Annotated in this window: 16 protein-coding genes; 7 read left to right on the plus strand and 9 right to left on the minus strand. The window is 71.7% G+C overall.

The features are described from left to right. Positions 1–235 precede the first annotated feature (235 nt). Positions 236–1,339, minus strand: coding sequence for an ABC transporter substrate-binding protein (locus FRAEUI1C_RS27600; protein ID WP_232425140.1), 1,104 nt, complete (start codon positions 1,337–1,339; stop codon positions 236–238). Here FRAEUI1C_RS27600 and FRAEUI1C_RS41325 point away from each other — a divergent pair. Then, a complete protein-coding gene (locus tag FRAEUI1C_RS41325) occupies positions 1,323–1,481 on the plus strand; it encodes a hypothetical protein (RefSeq protein ID WP_232425141.1) in 159 nt (52 codons plus the stop codon). The genes FRAEUI1C_RS27600 and FRAEUI1C_RS41325 overlap by 17 nt on opposite strands. A gap of 115 nt (positions 1,482–1,596) precedes the next feature. On the opposite strand, the gene FRAEUI1C_RS27605 is transcribed toward FRAEUI1C_RS41325, so the two are convergent. From FRAEUI1C_RS27605 to FRAEUI1C_RS27625, 5 genes are all read right to left on the minus strand, one after another. Continuing rightward, positions 1,597–3,237 carry an ATP-binding cassette domain-containing protein gene (locus FRAEUI1C_RS27605; RefSeq protein ID WP_013426659.1) on the minus strand — a complete coding sequence of 547 codons (1,641 nt, stop codon included), beginning with the start codon at positions 3,235–3,237 and terminating at the stop codon, positions 1,597–1,599. Then, positions 3,234–5,282, minus strand: coding sequence for an ABC transporter permease (locus tag FRAEUI1C_RS27610; protein WP_013426660.1), 2,049 nt, complete (start codon positions 5,280–5,282; stop codon positions 3,234–3,236). The genes FRAEUI1C_RS27605 and FRAEUI1C_RS27610 overlap by 4 nt, the downstream gene beginning before the upstream one ends. Positions 5,283–6,051: 769 nt before the next feature. Next, entirely contained in the window at positions 6,052–6,369 is a 318-nt protein-coding gene (locus FRAEUI1C_RS27615) for a hypothetical protein (RefSeq protein ID WP_013426661.1), read from the minus strand. Between the two features lie 57 nt (positions 6,370–6,426). Continuing rightward, complete coding sequence (locus FRAEUI1C_RS27620) at positions 6,427–7,500, minus strand: amidohydrolase family protein (RefSeq protein ID WP_013426662.1); 1,074 nt, start codon at positions 7,498–7,500, stop codon at positions 6,427–6,429. 51 nt (positions 7,501–7,551) lie between these two features. Continuing rightward, positions 7,552–10,044, minus strand: a complete 2,493-nt coding sequence (locus FRAEUI1C_RS27625; RefSeq protein ID WP_013426663.1) for a CaiB/BaiF CoA transferase family protein — start codon at positions 10,042–10,044, stop codon at positions 7,552–7,554. Between the two features lie 252 nt (positions 10,045–10,296). Here FRAEUI1C_RS27625 and FRAEUI1C_RS27630 point away from each other — a divergent pair, with 252 nt between their 5' ends. The 6 genes from FRAEUI1C_RS27630 (at position 10,297) to FRAEUI1C_RS27655 (ending at position 15,002) form a co-directional block, all read left to right on the plus strand. Further along, positions 10,297–11,271 carry an alpha/beta fold hydrolase gene (locus tag FRAEUI1C_RS27630; protein ID WP_013426664.1) on the plus strand — a complete coding sequence of 325 codons (975 nt, stop codon included), beginning with the start codon at positions 10,297–10,299 and terminating at the stop codon, positions 11,269–11,271. A gap of 73 nt (positions 11,272–11,344) precedes the next feature. Next, entirely contained in the window at positions 11,345–12,268 is a 924-nt protein-coding gene (locus tag FRAEUI1C_RS27635; protein ID WP_013426665.1) for a TIGR03619 family F420-dependent LLM class oxidoreductase, read from the plus strand. After that, positions 12,259–12,762, plus strand: a complete 504-nt coding sequence (locus FRAEUI1C_RS27640; RefSeq protein ID WP_013426666.1) for a nuclear transport factor 2 family protein — start codon at positions 12,259–12,261, stop codon at positions 12,760–12,762. Before FRAEUI1C_RS27635 ends, FRAEUI1C_RS27640 begins: the two co-directional genes overlap by 10 nt. 33 nt (positions 12,763–12,795) lie before the next feature. Continuing rightward, positions 12,796–13,209 (plus strand): Zn-ribbon domain-containing OB-fold protein, encoded by a 414-nt coding sequence (locus tag FRAEUI1C_RS27645; protein WP_013426667.1) that lies wholly within the window; start codon positions 12,796–12,798, stop codon positions 13,207–13,209. After that, a complete protein-coding gene (locus FRAEUI1C_RS27650; RefSeq protein WP_013426668.1) occupies positions 13,209–14,366 on the plus strand; it encodes a thiolase C-terminal domain-containing protein in 1,158 nt (385 codons plus the stop codon). Before FRAEUI1C_RS27645 ends, FRAEUI1C_RS27650 begins: the two co-directional genes overlap by 1 nt. Positions 14,367–14,480: 114 nt before the next feature. After that, on the plus strand, positions 14,481–15,002 hold the full coding sequence (locus FRAEUI1C_RS27655; protein ID WP_013426669.1) for a MarR family winged helix-turn-helix transcriptional regulator: 522 nt from the start codon (positions 14,481–14,483) through the stop codon (positions 15,000–15,002). Here the strand turns inward: FRAEUI1C_RS27655 and FRAEUI1C_RS27660 are convergent. The 3 genes from FRAEUI1C_RS27660 to FRAEUI1C_RS27670 are packed head-to-tail and all read right to left on the minus strand — an operon-like array spanning position 14,990 to position 18,377. Beyond that, positions 14,990–15,805, minus strand: a complete 816-nt coding sequence (locus FRAEUI1C_RS27660; RefSeq protein WP_013426670.1) for an enoyl-CoA hydratase/isomerase family protein — start codon at positions 15,803–15,805, stop codon at positions 14,990–14,992. The two genes, FRAEUI1C_RS27655 and FRAEUI1C_RS27660, sit on opposite strands and share 13 nt — an antisense overlap. Continuing rightward, positions 15,802–16,830 (minus strand): LLM class F420-dependent oxidoreductase, encoded by a 1,029-nt coding sequence (locus FRAEUI1C_RS27665; protein ID WP_013426671.1) that lies wholly within the window; start codon positions 16,828–16,830, stop codon positions 15,802–15,804. Before FRAEUI1C_RS27665 ends, FRAEUI1C_RS27660 begins: the two co-directional genes overlap by 4 nt. Next, a complete protein-coding gene (locus FRAEUI1C_RS27670) occupies positions 16,827–18,377 on the minus strand; it encodes an acyl-CoA carboxylase subunit beta (protein WP_157735056.1) in 1,551 nt (516 codons plus the stop codon). Before FRAEUI1C_RS27670 ends, FRAEUI1C_RS27665 begins: the two co-directional genes overlap by 4 nt. Between the last annotated feature and the right edge of the window lie 136 nt (positions 18,378–18,513).

An 18,513-nucleotide genomic window follows, 5' to 3' on the forward strand; every position in this document is an offset into this window, starting at 1 on the left:
CCAGCTATGGGCACCGCGCCTACATGGAAACACTCTGTCTGACTGGAAACACTTGCCTGGCCGAAGCCGCAGCTGCCCGAAAACGGACAGTTCCTCCGCGCAACAGCATGCCCCTGATGGACGGCAGGAGCCAGCGCTGCGCCGCCGTCCGATCTGCGGAAACGGTGCTGCCGGCCGGGTCCGGCCGCGTGTGGCCGGACCCGGCCGGCGGCGACCGGCTACCGGAGACTCGGCGTCACTGCGCCGCCGCCACCGTCTTACCCGGGATCACCGAGCCACAGACCGGGTCGGCGCCCGAGACCAGCTCGAACTTCTGCCCGACCAGCTTGACCATCCACAGGCAGTTCAGGGTGTGGGTCGCCGTGCGGTCGTTGATGTCCAGCTTCACGTCGCCGTAGAGGCCGGCGGCGTTGAAGTCGTGGACGTTGGTGAGACCGGCCAGCAGGGTCTTCTGCGTCGGGTTCGCGCCGGCCTTCTTGAGGCCCTCGACCAGCAGGGCGACCGAGGCGTACCCGTTGTAGGTCCCGAACGACGCGGTCCGCGTGATGCCGGCGGACTTCAGGTCGGCCTGGAACTGCTTGGTCGCGGCGGTCTGCATCTCGAGCGGCTGGTAGCCCAGCGAGAAGTCGACGCCCTGCGCGGCGCTGATCGCGCCGGGGCCGGCGTCGGTGAGGTCGCCGCCGTAGCCGGTCGGCAGCAGCGCCGCCTTGAGCGAGACGCCCTGCTGCTTGAGCGCCGTGAGCATCGCGAACGCGACGTTCGGCTCCATGGTCGCGGTGAAGCCGTCGACCTTGGCGTCCTTCATCGCCAGCACGGTCGGGCCGACGTCCGTGCTGCCATAGGGGTACTTGGCGTTGAGGTAACCGACCTTGACCCCGGCCGCCTCGGCGGACATGGCCGCGCTCGAGGCCTGCTCGGAGGAGATCGGCGAGATGCCGTAGCCGAGCGAGGCCAGGTTGGTCACGCCCTGCGCCTTCCAGAACTTCCCGGCGGTCGTCGTCACCTGGGTCGGCTGCAGCGCGCCGCTGACCGAGAACATGTTCTTCGAGGTGACCCATTCGGGCCCGTCCTCGCTGATACCGACCACCGGAACGCCGTGCGCGGTCAGATAGGGCGCGGCGCTGAAGGCCAGCGTCGCCTGCGCGACGACGGCGATCGCGTGGTTCTGGGTGACCAGCTTCTGGGCGGCGGCCAGCGTCGTGGTCGGGTTCGTCGCCCCGTCAGCCACGACATATTTGATCGTGTAACCGTTGCGGTCGGCGTAATAGACGCCGGCCTTGACGCCGTCGACGACGGACTTGTTCCCGGACGAGGCGGGCCCGGTGACGTCCGTCAGCACACCGATGGTGATCGTCGTCTTCGAGCCGCCCCCGGCGGCGGAAGTGCCCGCAGTTCCCGAGCTCGATGAGCCGCAAGCCGCGGCCACGAGCGCGCAGACCGCCGCTGCCGACGTGGCGGCGAACAGCCTTTTCCGGCCGTGAATCACTGTTACTCCTCATCTCGCGATTTCCTGTCACGCCAACACGGGGCGTGTCAGGACAGGTGAGATCCGGCCCGCCGGCGAAGAAGCCGACGGGCCGGAAAGCACGGCGAGAACTAGGCCTCGGCCGTGGTCGCGTCACCGAGGTAGTGCCGCAGAACCTCCCCGTGCGCCGCGCTCGTCGGGCCCGCCCAGGCGATCTCGCCTCGGTGCATGACCAGGGCCTCATCCGCGAACGCCAGCGCGCGGTGCACGTACTGCTCGATCATGATCACGGTCACGCCGGCCTGCCGCGCCCGGTCCAGCCCGTCGAAGACGAGGTCGACCATCTTCGGGGCCAGGCCCAGCGACATCTCGTCGGCGATGACGAGCTTCGGCGCGGTGGCCAGGGCGCGCGCCAGCGACAGCATCTGCTGCTCACCGCCGGAGAGCAGCCCGGCCGACTGCCGGCGCCGGTTCGCGAAGACCGGGAAGATCTCCAGCGCCAGGTCGACAGCCTGCTTGCGGGCCTTGCGGCCGGGCACGACGGCCGCGGCCATCTTCAGGTTGTCGATCACCGTCAGGCCGCGGAAGACGCCGCGGCCCTCGGGCAGGTGGACGAGCGCCGACTTGCGCACCCGGTGCGCCGGCCAGCCGCTGACGTCCTCGCCGCCGAGGAGGATCTTGCCGCCGCTGGTCGGCACCAGGCCGGAGACCGCGCGGGCGAGGCTGCTCTTGCCGGCACCGTTGGCCCCGAGTACCGCCAGCGCCTTGCCGGCCGCCAGCGTGAAGGAGATCCCGTTGAGGGCGAGGGCGTCGCCGTAGTGCAGCGACAGGTTCTCGACCGTCAGCAGCGGTCCGCCGGTCGTGGCGGGCGCGACGGGTCCCGCGGGCGCCGCCTTGGTGAGGCCGCCGAACTCGCTGGCCTCGGCGGCGACGGACGCCGTCGCCTCGGAGCTGACCTCCTCGCCGAGGTAGGCCGCCCGGACCGCGGGGTCGTTGCGGACCTGCTCGGGCGGGCCACTGGCGATCATCTTGCCGAACTCGAGCACATAGACGGCACTGGACAGCCGCATGACCAGCTCGACGTCGTGCTCGACCAGCAGGGCCGAGATGCCGCGCTCGTCAACGACCCGGCGCAGCACCTCTTCCATCTGCGCGGTCTCGTTCGGGTCCAGCCCCGACGACGGCTCGTCCAGCAGCAGCACGCGTGGGCTCGTCGCGAGCGCCCGGCCCAGCTCCAGCATCCGGGCGGTGCCGAGCGGCAGCCCGAGCGCGGGGCGGTTGCGGACCGGGACGAGGCCGAGCTGCTCGATGAGCTCGTCGACCGTCTCGCGCTCGGTCTTGCTGGCGGGGCGGAGGCTGCCGATGGTGAACAGGTCCGTCCAGACCCGCGACTTCTCGTGCTTGGCCCGGTAGGCGAGCACGAGGTGGTCGCGGACGGTCAGGCTGTCGAAAAGCTCGGTGTGCTGGAAGGTACGGGCGATGCCGCTCGCGGCCCTGGACTGGGCCGTCGTGCCGGTGATGTCCTCGCCTTCGAGCAGCACCTTGCCGTTCGCGGGGCGGATCAGGCCGGACAGAACACCGAACAGGGTGCTCTTCCCTGCGCCGTTCGGCCCGACCAGACCGACGATGGTGCCTGCCGGGACCGCGAGGTTCGCCTTGTCGACCGCGACGAGACCGCCGAAGCGCACCGTCACGTCGACGCATTCCAGCCGCGGCCGGCCCCGGACGGCACCGTTTAAGGTGCCCGTCGTCTCCACGAGACCTCCCGTCATGACTCCACCTTCGCGGTCGCGCTGGTTGCGTTGGAGCCGGCGTGGGCGACTGGCTGGCCGCCCGGGCCACCGGTGGGGGGACTGCCGGACCTGCCGGCCCCGGCCACCGCCGGCACCGGCGCGAGCGGCGCGATCCGGTTCACCAGCTTCGCGACCTGGTGACGGATCATCCGGCCCTGCTGCAGGACGACGCCCTCGGGGTTGCGGGCGACGCCGATCGCGCCCAGACCGAACAGGATCGCCGGGATCTCGCCCCACCGGGCCGGCAGGTAGGACGTGACCAGTCCGCCGGAGAGGGTGAACAGGATGCCGGCCACCGCGGCGGCCGTGATCGAACGAACGCCCATGGTCACCGCGATGGCGAGCCAGACGAGGCCGGCGAACGTCGCGTAGGACGACGGCTGCGCGGACATCGTGTAGAGGCCCTGCATGCCACCGCCGATGGCGGCGACGAACGCGGCGATCGCGCCGACGACGACCTTGACCTGCACGACGCTCAGGCCGAGGGTCCGCGCGGCGGGCGTGCTGTCCCGGACGCCGCGCAGCGCCAGGCCGCTGGTCGAGCGGCGCAGGTTCAGGATCAGCAGCGCCAGGATGACGAAGACCGCGAGCGACAGGTAGGCGAACGGCAGGTCGTCGACCGCCCAGCTCGGCCGGGTCAGCGTGAGGCCGATGCCGCCGTGCGCGAACCGGTCTCGGGTGAAGACCAGCGTCTCGACCAGCAGGCCGAACGTCAGGGTGGTCAGACCGACGTAGAGGTCGCCGAGGCGGATCGTGAGCAAGCCGATGATCGCGCCGACGATCGCCGCGACGACGGCCGCCAGGAAGATCGCCAGGAGCACCGGGACATGCCACGCCTGGACGAACTGGGCGGCTCCCAGCGCGCCCGCGCCGGCGAAGATGATCTGCGAGAGCCAGAGCATCCCGCCTTCACCCGTGGAGACCGTGAACGTCAGGAAGGTGATGGCGAACGTCAGGCCGCTGGCGGTCAGGCCGAGCCAGTAGGGCGAGCCGCTGAAGAACAGCGGAAGCAGAGCCACGATCACGAACGGGATCAGGCCGAAGTACCGCTCCCAGGCGCGCTCGTCGCCAGTGACGATGTCGCCGACGTCCTCATGGGCTGGCTTGATCGCCGCGTCGAGCGGGCCGCCGCCGGCGGCCTCCTCGTCGATCGTGCCCTTGCGCAGGACGTAGAACAGCAGGAACACGGTCAGGAACGCGAACGGGATGCTCGGCACGATCGCGGCGGACAGCGTGCTGTTCGTCGGCAGGTACTTCTGGATGACGTCCGTGACGACACCCATGACCAGCGAGGCGAGAACGGCCCCAGGCAGCGAGCGCAGCCGGGCGGCGACCATCGCGGCGATGGACGCCGACAGCAGGGCCGTCATGCCGCTCGGCGACAGGCCGTTGGTCGGGGCGACGAGGATGCCGGCGAGGCCGGCCAGCGCGGTGCTGATGGTCCACACCCCGAGCGAGACCCGGCCCGGGTTGGTGCCGGACAGGGAGGCCATGGCCTCCGAGTCGACCATCGCGCGGACCCGCAGGCCGACGTCGGTGAACCGCAGGACCGCGGTTCCCGCGAGGACCACGAAGATCAGGAACCCGTAGGTGATCACCTGATCGGTGGTGACCGCGGTACCGAGGACGTGGTAAGGCTTGTCGGTCAGCGCCGCGAGGCCGGGAGCGGCGGTGATGGCCTGGCTGCCGAAGATGAGGTTCGCGACCGGCGGCAGCGCGACCGAGAGGCCGATCGTCGCGACCAGCTTGACCAGCGTCGTCTTGCCCCGCAGATGCCGGAACAGCGCGCCGTACAGGAACGCCCCGAGTGCCGGCGCGAGGACGAGGATGGACAGCACGCCGGCCGTCCAGGTGCCCATGTGGTGCTCGGAGTTCAGCCAGTAGTAGAAACGGGCGACGAAGAAGGCAATCGACCCGAAGGCGAAGTTGAAAACCCCCGCCGAGACGAACGTGACGACCAAGGCCGACGACGCGATCGCATAGATGGACCCGAGGGCTAAACCGGCCACTATGTACTGCAGCATGCTACTTCCTCCGCACCGGCATCCGGCGGCTCATCATTAAGGCGCGACAGCGCGGTTGGGATCTTCGACCGCCCGGAGTATCACCAACTGCCTCCTTCAGCAAGGGTCTGCCGGGGCGGCCGGGGCGGACCGCCGTCACGGTAGCTACAGCGTGTGGGCCACGTTACAGTTTTCGACGTCAATGTCAAGCTTTGTCAGAGGAGGGGCCATAGGGCCCTTGAGCGGTTTGGATCGCCCGTTCACCAGCTATGAGCCTAGGCCTCGAGGGGCCCGACAGACCCCCACAATTTGGCCACAACGAAGTGACGGTGCGCAACAACATTCACGACCATGGACGGTCGCCCTCACTGTCAGCAGCAATTTGGCCGTTGCGTGACCATCGCGCGGCCCACCCCGACCGGGCCGCCGTCTCATCCACGGCCCGCCCCGCCCGGACGCCGCCCGTCGTCGGCCCGCCGTCGGGGTGGTCGCGACGGCGCCGCGCGGGCTCACCGCGGGCCCGACCCGAACCCGCGAATGATTACGGAAAGTAGTCGGCGCCACGGCCGGTCTCCGGCCGGCGCAACGGGCCAGGGGACGGCCACAGGAGTCCGGCCGAAGGTTCGCGGACCCGCGACGGACCTGGCCCGCCATGGGAATCCAGCCGTCCCTCAGTGTCAAGAACTTCCCGGGCGCCGCCACCGGCCGTATCCACCCGACTTCGCTACGGCGCAGGCCGGAAAAGCCAAAAGGCGGCCGGGGAATGCCCGACCGCCCGGCTTGTGGAAATTCAGTCGCTCGACGGCAGGCGCGCCGTTTCCTTCTCGACCAGAGCGACGCCGCCCGCGGTGAGGCTTCCCTTGCCCGCGCGGGTGACCAGCAGTTCCAGCGAGGTGTCACCGTCGAGGACGAACCGCTTGCCCAGCGGGCTTCCCGCCTGCAGCGCGGGGTCGGCCGCGAGGCCAGCGGCCGGCGTCTCGTGGTGGCCGATCATCGGGGCTCCCCCACAGCCCAGCTCGACGGCACCGTCGCCCGGCCGGACGACGATCACCTGCGTCTCGCAGACCTGGCTGGCCAGCCGGGTGCCGGCCTTGAGCGTCACGGGCATCCGGTATCTCCTTCGAGTGAGTGCGAAGCGCGAGGACTCGCGCGGCTGTGCCGGTGGTCAGATGTTGAAGATCCGCCTCGCGTTGCCGTAGACCATCTTCTCGGCCTCGTCGTCCGGCACGCCCGCCATCAGGTCCGCGACGACCTTGCGGGAGTTCGGCCAGGTGCACGCCGGGTGCGGGAAGTCGGTCGACCACATGATCCGGTCGACGCCGATCTCGTGACGCATCTCGACACCGCGCCGCTCGTCCATGAACGTCAGCGAGATGTTGCGGTGGAAGTAGGCGCTCGGCTTGTCCTTCAGCGCCGGGAACTCGTACCCGTGCGACGACATGCCGTCGAGGGTGTTCAGGTACCACGGCACCCAGCCCAGGCCCGGCTCGACGAGCACGAACTGCAGGTCGGGGAACCGCTCGAACAGGCCGGACAGCAGCAGCATGCCGAGCTGCTCGGCCAGGCGCAGCGGCTGCTGCGAGGTGAAGACACCCATCTGCGGGGTTGGGTCGCGGGCCGCGATGTCCCAGGTGGCGTCCGAGACGCCCAGGTGCACGCAGACCGGCATCCGCATCTCCTGCAGCCGGGCCCACAGCGGGTCGTAGCGCGGGTCGAAGTACTCCGGCAGGCCGCACTCGCCCGGGCTGGTCGGCAGGTGGATCGTGCGGGCGCCATGGTCGCTGACCAGCCGCTCCAGCTCCGCGATGCCGTGGTCGATGTCCTGCAGCGGGATCTGGTAGGCGACGAGCAGCCGGTTCGGGTCCGCGGCGGCGAACTCCGAGCTGAAGTCGGCGAAGGCCCGCGCCGTCTCCTTCCAGCCGTCCAGCATCTTGTAGAAGATCCGGAACGACGACAGGTCCGAGAAGAGGATCTCGACGTCGACGCCGTCGTCGTCCATCGCCTTCAGCCGGGCCCGCGGGTCGGAGTAGCCGGGGTTGAGGGCTGCCTCGTGCAGGTACGAGCCGAGGCCCAGCGGCGGGGTGCCGCGCCGCTGCAGGGCCGCGCGCTTGGACACGTCGACCAGGCGGTTGGCGTAGTCGATGGCGTCGTGGAACTTCGCCGGCGCCCGCTCCTTGAGCGCGTCGACGGTGCACTGGTAGTGCGAGTCCACCGAGATGAGCCGTTCGGTCCCGGCCACGGGACCACCTCCTCTAGGGCAGTGCGAGCTGAGGGCTGGAGGGCGGATGGGTCAGCCGGCCAGGACGGACCTGGCCGCGACGAGCGCGTCGATCTCGCCCGTCGCGTAGCCGAGCTCGGCGAGGATGTCCCGGCTGTGCTCGCCGGCCAGGCAGGGCGGCCCGGCGACAACGCCCGGGTTCTCGGTGAGCCGGACCAGCACGCCGGTCTGCTCGAGCTTCCCGACGCCGTCGACCTGCGCCGTGACGACGTCGCCGAGCCGGCGCAGCGCCGGGTCGGTGAACAAGGCCGCGCCGAACGTGTCGACCGACAGCTCGCAGGGCAGGTCCCGCTTCTCGAAGTCCGGGAGGATCTCCTGCGCCGTCCGGCGGGCGAACAACGGCTGGAGCGCGGCCCGCAGGTCGGCGTCGTGGGCGGCCCGGTCCGCCGGACTGGCGAACCGTGGGTCGTCCACCAGCTCCGGGGCGCCCAGCGCGTCGCACAGGTCCGGCCAGGACGCCTCGGCGAGCACCGCGATCGACAGCCAGTCGCCACCGGCCAGCCGGTAGAGGCCGTGCGACGCGGACAGGCCCTGCTGCCGCGCGTCGATCCGGGGCCGGTCGACGGTCGCGCCGTCGGCGCGGCTGTAGGCGTAGGAGGTCGCGAGCAGGGTGGCATTGATGATCGCCGTCGAGACCTTCTGGCCGAGGCCGGTGCGCTCCCGGTGGTAGAGGGCCTGGATGACGGCGGTCGCCCACAGGTAACCGTTGCCGGTGTCGCCCATGTTGACCCGGCTCCACAGCGGCGCGCCGCCCAGCCGGCAGGCGCCGTCCTCGTACTCGGTGCCGGCCAGGGCGTTGGCGGTCTGGTCGGTGCCGGGCTGGCGGGAACGCGGGCCGTCCTCGAAGCCACGGGTGTGGCAGTAGATCAGCTTCGGGTACCGGGCGCCGAGCTCGGCGAAGCCGATGCCGAGCCGCTCGGCCGCGCCGGGGCGCATGTTGTGGGCGAGGACGTCGGCGGACGCGATCAGCTTCTCCAGCACCGCGCGGCCGGCCGGGTCCTTCAGGTTGAGCGCGATCGAGCGCTTGCCCCAGTTGGTCGCCAGGCCCATGTGGGTGCGGGTCCAGTAGCCGTCGTGCAGCGCGTGTACCTTGATGACCTCGGCGCCGAGGTCGGCGAGGACCTTGCCGCCCCACGGGCCGGCGACGCCGAGGCCCAGGTCGAGAACCCGCACCCCGTCGAGCGGCCCGCGCCGCAGCGCCGGCGGGGCCTTCGCGCCATCACCGGCCGGGACCACGTCGGCAGAGTTTGCCGCGACAACATCGGCAGAGTCGGCCGGTGCGGCGGCGAGGACGTCGGCCGTGTGCTGGCCGCGTGGGGCCGCCGGGCCCTGGACAGCGCCCGGCGTCGCGGAGAACTCCAGCAGGACGCCGGCATGCCGGATCGGGCCGACCTCCGGGTCCGCCAGCTCGACGACACAGCCCTGCCGCAGCAGTGCCTCGTCGGAGAACGCCTCCTCGGGCGAGCGCACGAGCGCGATGCCGATGTTGCGGGCCGCTCCGAACGCGACCCACCGCTCGGCCGGGAACTTCTTGAAGGCCGCCTGGAGCAGGCCGTAGTACATGTAAAGGATCGGCACCTCGTCCGCGTCCATGCCGATCCGGACGCCGGTCCTCATGTCGTCCCTCGGGCCGTCAAGCACGAGTTCGTCGCCCTCGGCCGCGTCGAGCACGAGGGTCGGCCTGATCGTCCAGAAGTGCACCCAGCGGCCGTCAGAGCATTCGAACAGCCCCTCGGGTGAACGCCGGTCGGTGACCCACATCCAGACGCCCGGCGCGGCCAGGTTCTCGATCCACTGCCAGTTCGGGGCGTTCGCCGCCATCGCCCCCTGCACCAGCGACGTCTCGACGAGATCGCCCCGGCCGGTCAGCTCCCGGGCCCGCAGCGCCGCGCTCACGCCGGCGATCGCGTTGTACGCCGCACCCAGGCTCGGCCAGGTCGACCGCAGGAAGACGGGACCCTCCTGGTCGAACCGGTTCGCCGGCAGGTCGGGGATCTCGACGTCCTCGTTCGGCGGTGCGGCGCCGCGAATCTTGTTCAGCGGTGTGCCGACGACCCCGCGCGCCTCCCACTGCAGCCCCGTCCGGGCGGCGACCAGCGAGTCGAGCCCGGGTCGGTGCGCATCCGGGCCGTCCGGGCCGTAGCCGGTGATGGAGCAGTAGACCAGCCTCGGGTTGCGCGCCCGCAGCGTCGCCGGGTCGATGCCCAGGCGGCGGGTGACGCCGGGCTCGAACGACTCGACCAGCACGTCGGCGCGGTCGGCGAGCGCCAGGAAGGCCTCGTGCTGCGCCGGGTCGCGCAGGTCGAGGACCGCGCTGCGCTTGCCGCGGTTCCACACCCGGTAGGCGACGTCGTCGCGGACCGGGTCGCCGTGCGGCGACTCGACCCGCAGCACGTCGGCACCCGAGTCGGCGAGCAGCATCGCCGTCATCGGACCGGCTGCCCCCCAGGACAGGTCGAGAACGCTGAGGCCCACGAACGGCCCCGAACGCGTCGAGTCGGCCACGAGTCCCTCCCGAAGTTCTGATGCCGCCGGGTTCGGCGGCCCGGCTCGGACCCCGCTCGGCGGTCCGCCACCCGGCACGATGCACGCCGATGACGACGTGATGACCAGCACGATAGCATTCACTATGTGGTACGGACACTAACAACCGGACCGAAGTGGCTCAGGCGCTGGCAGCGTTGACGAGACACGACGCCGGCCCCGGCAGCGCGGGCGAGGTCAGGATGTCCGAGATCGGCCGAGAGGGGAGAGTCGTTGTCGCTCGAACGCAAGAGCTTCCGGGTCCCGGCCGGGGACCGTGCGCCCCGGGGAGCCGAGCAGGTCGCGGTCACCCTCGTGCGTGACCCGTCACACTCGCCGGACCGGCCGGTGATCGCGTGCTGTTTCGCCGGCGGCGCGATGTCGTCCGGATACTTCGACCTGGACGGGCTCGGCCCGGCCGCCGCGCACCGCGCCCCGTACAGCATGGCGGCGCACCTGGCCGCGGCCGGGATCACCGTCCTGCTCGTCGACCACCTCGCCACCGGCGGCAGCGACACCCCCGCCGACCCGTGGACGCTGGTCCCGGAGGTGGTGGCCGACGTCGACGCGGCGGCGGTTCGACGGGTGCTGGAGCAGCTCGCGCCGCGCGACCCGGTCGTCCTGGGGGTCGGCCATTCGATGGGCGGGATGCTGGTCGCGATCCAGCAGGCCCGCCACCGGCTCTATGACGGCCTGGTGCTGCTCGGCCACGCCGGTGCCGGGATGCCCCAGGTGCTGGGCCGGGACGAGCTCGCGGCCGCCGGCGACCCGGCGCGGGTGCGGGCATCGATCGCCGACCTGGCGAAGGCCCGTTTCGGCCGGGCGCTGGTGCCGAGCGGATCCGGCGCCCTGGAGCTGCTCGTCGGCCCGGACCTGCCGGCCGAGGCGGCAGCGTCGCTGCGCGGCTGCGCCGCGGACCTGATCACGCCGTGCGGGCTGGCGGCGATGATTCCCGGCAGCCACGCCGACGCCCTCGCGGCGATCGACGTGCCGACGATGATCGGCCTGGCCGAGCACGACATCGCCGGCCCACCGCACGAGGCCCCGAGCCATCTGACGTCCTGCCCCGACGTGACGCTGTACGTCCAGCCCGGCGCCTACCACAACGCCAACGTGGCCCCGAGCCGCGCGGCCCTGTGGGACCGGGTCGTCGGCTGGGCGGCCCAGCTGCGCGCGCCGGTCACCCGGTTACCGGTCGCGGACCTGTAGCGGCCCCCGCCGGCCATCTAAGGTAGACAATATACAAATGGTGATGTTGAAGCAGTCTGAGGAGGCCTGAGGCATGGCGACGTCACGTCCTCGGCTCGCGCTCGGCTTGCCCGTCGGCGAGTCGCTGTACAAGGCCGATGAACAGCACAGGATCCTCGAGCTGGCCCGCGCCGCCGACGACGCCGGCATCGACACCCTCGTCCAGAGCGACCACGTGATCATGGGCGAACGGCACGACCGCTACCCCTGGGGCCGCTTCCCCTTCCCGAACGGCTCACCCTGGCTCGAACCACTCACACTGCTGTCCGTCATCGCCGGAGCGACCGCACGGGTCCGGCTGTCCACCGGCATCCTCATCGCGGGACTGCGCCGCCCCACCCTGCTGGCCAAGCAGGCCGCGACCCTCGACGCGCTCTCCGGCGGCCGGCTCGAGCTCGGGGTCGGCACCGGCTGGCAGCCCGAGGAGTACGAGACGCTCGACCTCGACTTCGACAACCGCGCACAGCTCCTGGACGACACGATCACCGCCTGCCGCGCGCTGTGGGCACCCGGCCCGGCCACCGTCGACCTGCCGACGGTCCGCTTCGAGAAGATCTGGTGCGACCCCAAGCCGGCCCAGCCCAACGGCCCGGCCATCCTGTTCAGCGGCCCGCTGACGAAGCGCAACCTGCGTCGGATCACCGAACTCGGCGACGGCTGGATCCCGATCATGGGCGAGACCGCCGAAAACGTCGCCACCGGCGCCGCGGCGATCCGCGCGGCCTGGGCCGCCGCCGGCCGTGGCGACGCCACCCCGCGCGTGCGCCACACCCTCCCACTGGTCCGCGGCGACGACGGAGCCCTCGACCTCGACCGGACCCTCGCCGGCGCGCCCGCCCTCGCCGAGACCGGGGCGACCGAGGTCTCCGTGGCGATCTCGGCCTTCCTCTCCGACAGCGCCGAGGCCGTCGCGTGGGTCACCGACCTGGGCCAGCGCTGGGAGAAGCTGTGGAGCTGACCCGAGGCATCCTGGCCGCCGGTCGGTCGGCAGGCGGCCCCGCCGACCGGCTCGCGCTGCGCGACCTCGCCGAGAGCTACGCCGCCGCGGTCGACGCCCGCGACGAGGAGCTGTTCGTCTCCCTGTTCACCGAGGACGGCGTGCTCCAGGTCAGCTACGCCCACCTGGCCGAGCCGATGCCACCCGTGGTGGGTGCCGCGGCGCTGGTCGCGATCCCGCGCGCGCTCGGCGCGAAGTTCCCCGAGACGTTCCACTTCGTGGGCAACCACCGCTGCCAGATCGACGGCGACCGGGCCGCCGGCGAGGCCTACTGCGAGGCCCACCACCTGCACGCGGACGAGGCCGGCGTGCCGACCGACCTGCGGATGGTGATCCGCTACGGGGATGCCTACGCCCGCGGCGCCGACGGTCTCTGGCGGTTCGCCCGCCGGACGGTCAACGTCCTGTGGCAGGAGATCGCACCGGTCTCCGCCAGCCTGCTGCACCGTCCCTGAGCCTGCCGGCCCTCGGACAACCTGGGAGGTCTGATGCCCCGCGTCATCCGTCCGGTCCCCGACCGCGACGACGCGTTCTTCTGGGACGCCGTCCAGGCCGGGAGGCTGGTCGCGCACGCCTGCGCGAGCTGCGGGCGCCTGGCCCATCCGCCGGTACCGATGTGCCCGGTCTGCGGATCGGTCGACTGGGTGGAACGCGAGCTGTCCGGCCGCGGCACGATCCACAGCTGGATCGTCTCGAAGCACCCGTCGCGGGCAGACGACCCGGGGCGGATCGTCGTTCTCGTCGACCTGGAGGAGGGCATCCGGTTCGTGTCGAACCTTCAGGAGATCGACGCGACCGAGGTGACGGGCGAGCTGCCGGTCGAGGTGTTCTTCACCGAGGTCGACGGCTGCACGCTGCCCCAGTTCCGGCCCGCGGGCCGGGGCCCGCGGGTGGGTACGTGATGGCGGCCGGCTCGCGGCCGACGCGGGCGGCCATCGCCGGGATCGGGCAGACCGAGTTCTCCAAGGACTCCGGCCGCAGTGAGCTGCGGCTGGCCGCCGAGGCGGTCCGCGCGGCCATCGCCGACGCCGGCCTGTCTCCCAAGGACATCGACGGCACGGTCACCTTCACCCAGGACACCAACGACGAGCTGGCACTGGCGAGGACCGTGGGGCTCGACGAGATCCGGTGGGCGTCCCGGACGCCGTTCGGCGGCGGCGGCGCGTCCGCGACCGTCCAGCACGCGGCGGCGGCCGTCCAGTCCGGCCTGGCGAACGCGGTGGTGATCTACCGGGCGTTCAACGAGCGCTCCGGACACCGGTTCGGCCAGCCGGCGCAGCAGGCCCGGTCCGCGGGGTTCAACTTCTACCTGCCGTATGGCCTGGACGCGCCGACGAAGATGTACTCGCTCTGGTTCCAGCGGTACATGCACGTCTACGGGCTGACGAACGCCGACTTCGGGCTCTACTCGGTCGTCGCCCGGCGCAACGCCGCGACGAACCCGAATGCCTGGTTCTACGGCAGGCCGATCACGATCGAGGATCATCAGCGTTCACGCTGGATCGTGGAGCCGATCCTGCGGCTGCTCGACTGCTGCCAGGAGAGCGACGGCGGGGTGGCGCTCGTCGTCACCACCGAGGAACGCGCGCGTGGCCTCCGCCAGCCGCTGGTCACCGTCGAGGCGGCCGCGCAGGGCAACGTCCGCGACGGCGACGTGCTGTTCAACTACTACCACCCGAACATGGCAGCCTTTCCCGAGGCGGAGGCGAGCGGCCGGCTGCTCTACGAGTCGACCGGCCTGACCCCGGGCGACCTCGACGTCGCGATGCTGTACGAGAACTTCAGCCCGGTCGTGTTCTACATGCTGGAGGCGTACGGCTTCTGCGCGCCGGGCGAGGCCAGGGACTTCATCGCCGACGGGCACATCGACCTCGACGGCACGATCCCGGTGAACACGCACGGCGGGCTGCTGGGAGAGGCCTACATCCACGGGGTGAACAACATCCTGGAGGCGGTCCGCCAGCTGCGCGGCAGCGCGGTCAACCAGGTGAAGAAGGACGTCCACCGGGCCCTGGTCGCGGCCGGCCGCAGCGCCGTCATCCTCGGCGACGGCACCTGACCTGAGAGCCGCGCCGACCCTCCCCGCCCGATGTGCACTGTGCATACTATGTGCATAGCGCACATTTCGAGTACGCTAAGTCGCGTACCCGGTGTGTTCAGGAGGGAGTGTCGCATGGAGCGCGAGCCCGCCGGCGGAGCCCCCGGCGTCACCGAGGGCGCCAGCGCCGCCATCGCCGCCATCGAGCGCGAGCTGACGCTGATCAGCCGGTACACCGTCATGGTCACCAACCGGTCCGCGGCCAACCAGCGGCTCGAACGCAGCGCCTACCTGCTGTTGTCGCGGATCGAGGCCGAGGGGCCGATGTCCATCGGCCAGCTCTCCGAGGCGTTCGGGCTGGATGCCTCGACGATCAACCGGCAGACGGCCGCGATGCTGCGCGCAGGCCTGGTCGGCCGCATTCCCGACCCGGACGGCGGCCTGGCCCGCAAGCTGCGGATCACCGAAGCCGGCCTGGCCCGGCTGCACGCGGACCGCGACTGGGCGGTGAACGGCGTCGGCCGGGTGCTGGCGGACTGGGACCCCGCCGACGTCGCGACCCTCGCTCACCTGCTCGTCCAGTACAACATCACCATCGAGCGCAGGCAGGGCCGTCTCTGGCCGCGCCCGGCGTCCGCCCAGCCTCAGACCTCCTGACCGCCGGTGGCCGGCTTCGCCGAGGCGGCCTTGACCGCGGCCAGGGCGTTCGCGCGGAACCGGGCGGCCGCCTCGGTGTGCGCGGCGAGAGCCTGCAGCTCGGTCCCGGCGCGGATGGCGGCGCGGGCGCCCCAGATGTCGAAGGCGCGATGGACCGAACGCTTGTTGATCTGGGTCAGCTCGCTGGGCACCCCGGCGATGCGGACCGCGACCGCCAGCACCTCGGCCTCCAGCCGGTCCGCCGGGTAGGCGCGGTTGGCGAAGCCGATGCGAGCTGCTTCGACGCCGTCGATGGCGTCGCCGGTCAGCATCAGCTCCATCGCGTGCCGCAGGCCGAGCAGAACCGTGTGGTACTGCCAGTCCGGCGGGCTGGCCACCCGGACGACGGGGTAGCTGACCAGCGCGTCCTCGGCGATGTAGACGAGATCGCAGGCGGACGCCAGCTCGGTCGCCCCGGCGATGGCGTAGCCGTGAATCTGCGCGATCACCGGCTTGGCCAGGTCCCAGAGGCTGAACCAGGTGTCGCCGGCCTGCCGGGCCCACTGGCCGTCACCGGGCGCCGAGTAGAACGGCGGGTCGGCCATCAGCGGCGAGCTGAGGTCGTAACCAGCCGAGAAGCAGGTGCCGGCGCCGCGGATGACGCTCACCCGGACGTCCGGGTCGTTGTCGTGGGACCGCAGCGCGTCGAGCAGCTCGGTGCGCAACGGCGTCGAGATCGCGTTGCGCTTCTCCGGCCGGTTGAGCGTGATCCGCCGAACCCCCTCGGCCGGAGCGTCCACCAGCAGAAACTCATACCCGCTCACGGGGCCACCGCCCGGGTGCCGGCCAGATCGGCCATCAGTTCCAGCGCCTCCGGCTGGGGCGCGTCGACGATCACGCCGGTGACGCCGGGTGGCAGGTAGCCGGCATCCCAGCGGGCGCGGATGCGGGCCGCGGAGCCGAGCAGCGCGGTCTGCTCCAGGTAGTCGTCGGGAACGGCGGCGATCGCCTCGGCCTTGTGGCCGGCACGCCACAGCTCGACGATCCGCGCGGCCTGCGTCGGGAAGCCGCGCCGGGCCATCGCGTCATGGTGGTAGTTGTGCGTCGCGCTGCCCATGCCACCCACGTACATCGCGGTGAGCGGGCGCATCGCGTCGAGCGCGCCCCGCACGTCGTCGGTGAGGGAGACGGACACGCCGGTGAAGACGTCGAACCCACCGGCCGCCACCCGGTCCCGGATCGCGGGCGGCACGCCCTCGGGGCCGAGGCCCATCGGCAGCCACCCGTCGCACAGCTCGGCGGTCAGGGCGACGTTGCGCGGGCCGCCGGCACCCAGCCACAGCGGGACGGGCGCCACGGGATGCATGATCGACTTCAGTGGTTTGCCCTGGCCGAGCGCGCCGGGTCCGGTGTAGGGCAGCCGGATCTCGGAGCCGTCGTGCGCGAGCGGCTCCTGGCGCGCGAGCACCTTGCGCACGATCTGGAGGTAGTCGCGCAGCCGGGCGTTCGGCCGGCCCCAGGGCTGGCCGTACCAGCCCTCGACGATCTGCGGCCCGGACAGGCCGATCCCGAGGATCAGCCGGTTCCCACCGGCCATCGCGTCGATCGTCATGGCCTGCATGGCCAGCGTGGCGGGCGGCCGGGCGGCGAGCTGGACGACGGCGGTGCCGAGCCTGATCCGCTCGGTGTGCGCGGCGAGGTAGGCGAGCGGAGTGAGTGCGTCACTGCCGTACGCCTCGGCGGTCCAGACCGAGTGGTAGCCGAGGCTTTCGGCGTGCCTGACCTGGTCGACTGGCACGGTCAGCGTCGCCGCCCGGTACAGGCGCAGGCGTAATCCCAGCTTGGTCACGGCAAGATCCCTCCAGGCCGCGATGCACGGCTTCCCGGACGGTCCGCCCGGCCCGCGCCGAGCATCAGGCCGGCGAGCAGGGCGTTGCGCAGCTCGCGCGGGTCGATCACGTCGTCGTAGGCGAGCCGGGCGCCGCCGGTGACGGACGCCTTCGCCTGCTGGGCCGCCACCCGGGCCCGTTCCTCCCTGTCCTCGATCTTGCTGGCGGTCGAGCCCGCGGGCAGCGCGCCCAGGGTGATCGACGGGAAGGCGAGCGTCAGCGTCTGCCCGTCGAAGGGGTTCATCGCCATCACCGACGAGCCGAACCCGAACGCCTTGCGCAGCGTCACGTGCACTTTGGGAACGGCCAGCCGGTGCTGCACGGCGTACATCCGGGCCGCGTGGCGCAGGATGCCCGCCCGCTCGGCGGCGCTGCCTGCGAGCACGCCCGGGTTGTCGGCGAGGAACACGCAGGGCAGCCCGAACGCGCCGGCGACCTGCAGGAAATGGGCGGCCTTGTCGGCGGCGTCGCTGTTGATCGCGCCGGCGAGCACGCTCGGGTCGTTGGCGACGATCGCGACGGCCCGCCCGCCCAGCCGGGCGAGGACGGCGACGAGCGACGAGCCGAAGTCGGGCTGGATCTCGAGCAGTTCACCGTCGTCGACGATGGCGTCGAGCACCGGGCGGATCGGGTAGGGCCGGCGCGGGTCGGGCGGGATCAGCGTGAGCAGCTCGTCGACACGCCGGGGCCCGGTGTCGGTGCCGTCGAGGTGACGCGGTACCGGCCGGCCCGCGCTCGACGGGAAGTAGGACAGGTACCGGCGCGCGAGCGCGATCGCCTCGACGTCGTCGGCGACGACGTTGTGCACGACCCCCGAGGTGGCCGCGGCGACGGCCGGGCCACCCAGCGCCTCCTTGGTGATCTCTTCGCCGGTCGCCGAGCGGACCAGCGGCGGACCGGCGGAGAAGATCGACGCGGTCTCGGTCATCGCGACGAAGTCACACAGCGGCGCGGTCAGCGCGCCGTGGCCGGCGGACGCACCGAGCACCAGGCAGACCATCGGCACCAGCCCGGACAGCTCGACCAGGCCGCCGAGATCGCCGGGCCGCCGGCCGGTCGCCTGCTCGGTGACCCGGTGGCCGGCGCCCTCCAGCATCATCACCAGCGGCACCTGCTCCTGGCGGGCCAGCTGACAGAGGCGGTAGCGCTTGTCCGAGGCGCCGGTGCCGATCGAGCCGCCGAGCACCGTGACGTCCTCGGCTCCGGCGAGAGCGGGCCTTCCGTCGATGGTCCCCGCGCCGGCGACGAACGCGTCGGCGGGGACCGGCGGGGTGTCGGTGCCGCCGACGAGGGCGCCGATCTCGTAGAACGTGTCCTTGTCGAACAGGGCGGCGAGGCGTTCGCGTGCGTTCAGCCGGCCGCGGGCCGCCTGCCGGGCCAGCCGAGCCTCACCGCCCATCCCGGCAGCTACTTCCTTACGCCGGCCGATCTCGGCGAGCGCAGGGCCCCAGCCCGCCAGGTCGTCCACGCCAGCCACGTCATCCCCGCCCGGGGCCCGGTCCGCCACCGGCTAACAGTATGGAACCTTGTTTCTCTCCCGCAAGATGGCCTTCTATCCAACCTTGTACTACGAGTCCCGTGGACGCACCGTCAACCTAGAATTTTGTTTCACGGCTCGTCGCCGTGACGAACTCACCTCCCGG

The organism is Pseudofrankia inefficax (genome assembly GCF_000166135.1).
Lineage (GTDB): Bacteria > Actinomycetota > Actinomycetes > Frankiales > Frankiaceae > Pseudofrankia > Pseudofrankia inefficax.